We start from the raw sequence: 1,336 nt of genomic DNA, 5'->3' as shown, positions 1-1,336 counted from the left end.
TTGGGCACGATGACATCCTTCCAGCCCGTCCCGCAGGACAAGCCAACTCAGATGTCACCTACTCGTGCAGCAGACCCTTCGGTTTCGGGGGACTCCTCGGGGTCGGTGCGTTCGGATTCATGGTGTGGATCCTGATTTTCATCGCTTGGGAGGGCAGGCGTGGGCGCGCTTAGCACTCCCGTCTCGCAGGTGATCCAACCAGGATCACGAAGCGACGCTCGCCCGATAGCCGGTCGTCATGCGGTCAGAGGCCGATGCCGCCGCGATCCCCGCCCGGCCGCTCGAAGCCGCTCGGCATGGGGCCCGGCGACTCCGGCTCATCGCTCGGCCGGGTCTTGGAAGCGAATCGGTTCCACAGCGCGACGCCGACCGCGCTCAGCACGATGACCGCGGCCAGGATGATCCACGACAGCACGTCCATGACACCCTCCGATCGTGGAGACACTGGCGGCGAGCAGCCTCTCCGGCGACGCCGACGCCGTCCTCCTGCTGGCTCCGGAGCGTAGTCCCGTCACGTTCGAGCGGCAATGCGACGGTGCCGCCCGTCCGGTGCGAGGATACGGTGCCCTCACGCCAGCGACAGCACGAAGGAGAGCACAAACCCGGCCGCCGTGCTGAGCGCGACCGCGGGGCCGCCGTGCTCGAACGCCTCGGGCATGAGCATGTCGGCGAGGAAGGCGATCACGGCGCCGGCGGCGAACACGAGCGGGAGCGAGATCGTCTCGGGATCGGTGTTCGCGAGCGGGGCGGCGCCGAGCGGCACGGCCACCGCGGTGATGGCCGCGGTGAGCGCCCACATGCCGATGACCGATGCCTATCCGCACACGCCCGCGAGCCGGTAGCGCGTCGTCCCGCTCAACGATGAAGCGCCCCGTCCGTCGTTGTACTCGACATTCACGGACTCCGCCTTGCCCACTCCGTTGGGGGCGGCGACCGTGACCACGAGATTGACCGTGGTACCCGCCGGAATCGGCGTCCCCACGGCAGGAACCCGGTCACCCCAACCGGCGGGCGGATCGGTGCCTGGGAAGGAGACTCCTACTGCAGTCTGGTCGGTGATCGCGACGAGCGACGCTTCGACGAGTTCGAGACCGTCTGCGCCCACGAGGCTCACTTCTTCGAGCACGACTTCTGTGTGGACTGCCTTAAGGATCTCCCCGATCGCAACGCGTTGTCCGGGCTCGACGGGGGCGCAGACCATGCTCGGACCACCGCCGAGAACCAGGTAGGGATGGGGCTGAAGGGCGGTGCATCCGGTCTGTCAACGTCGGCTGAATTCTGACCCCTTTTCGTCGTCTGAATCTTGACCCCCTGGTGTTGTTGTTACCGGTCTGTG

Annotated in this window: 3 protein-coding genes; all 3 read right to left on the bottom strand. The window is 67.1% G+C overall.

What is annotated here, in order from left to right; all coding sequences use genetic code 11:
• Nucleotides 1–244: 244 nt before the first annotated feature.
• Complete coding sequence (locus tag ACQ393_RS17580; protein WP_430648153.1) at nucleotides 245–421, bottom strand: hypothetical protein; 177 nt, start codon at nucleotides 419–421, stop codon at nucleotides 245–247.
• Between the two features lie 147 nt (nucleotides 422–568).
• Nucleotides 569–799, bottom strand: a complete 231-nt coding sequence (locus ACQ393_RS17575; RefSeq protein ID WP_430648151.1) for a hypothetical protein — start codon at nucleotides 797–799, stop codon at nucleotides 569–571.
• Between the two features lie 15 nt (nucleotides 800–814).
• Nucleotides 815–1,126, bottom strand: coding sequence for a hypothetical protein (locus ACQ393_RS17570; protein WP_430648150.1), 312 nt, complete (start codon nucleotides 1,124–1,126; stop codon nucleotides 815–817).
• Nucleotides 1,127–1,336: the final 210 nt, after the last annotated feature.

It is taken from the genome of Agromyces sp. GXS1127 (assembly GCF_050565425.1).
Taxonomy (GTDB): Bacteria; Actinomycetota; Actinomycetes; order Actinomycetales; family Microbacteriaceae; genus Agromyces.
The sequence above is the reverse complement of the archived record's forward strand: the minus strand, read 5'-3'. Positions and strand labels throughout refer to the sequence as shown.

Excerpts from the sequence above, each read along its gene's own strand:
- ACQ393_RS17580 (WP_430648153.1), bottom strand. The coding sequence starts at position 421 with ATGGACGTGCTGTCGTGGATCATCCTGGCCGCGGTCATCGTGCTGAGC.
- ACQ393_RS17575 (WP_430648151.1), bottom strand. The coding sequence starts at position 799 with ATGTGGGCGCTCACCGCGGCCATCACCGCGGTGGCCGTGCCGCTCGGC.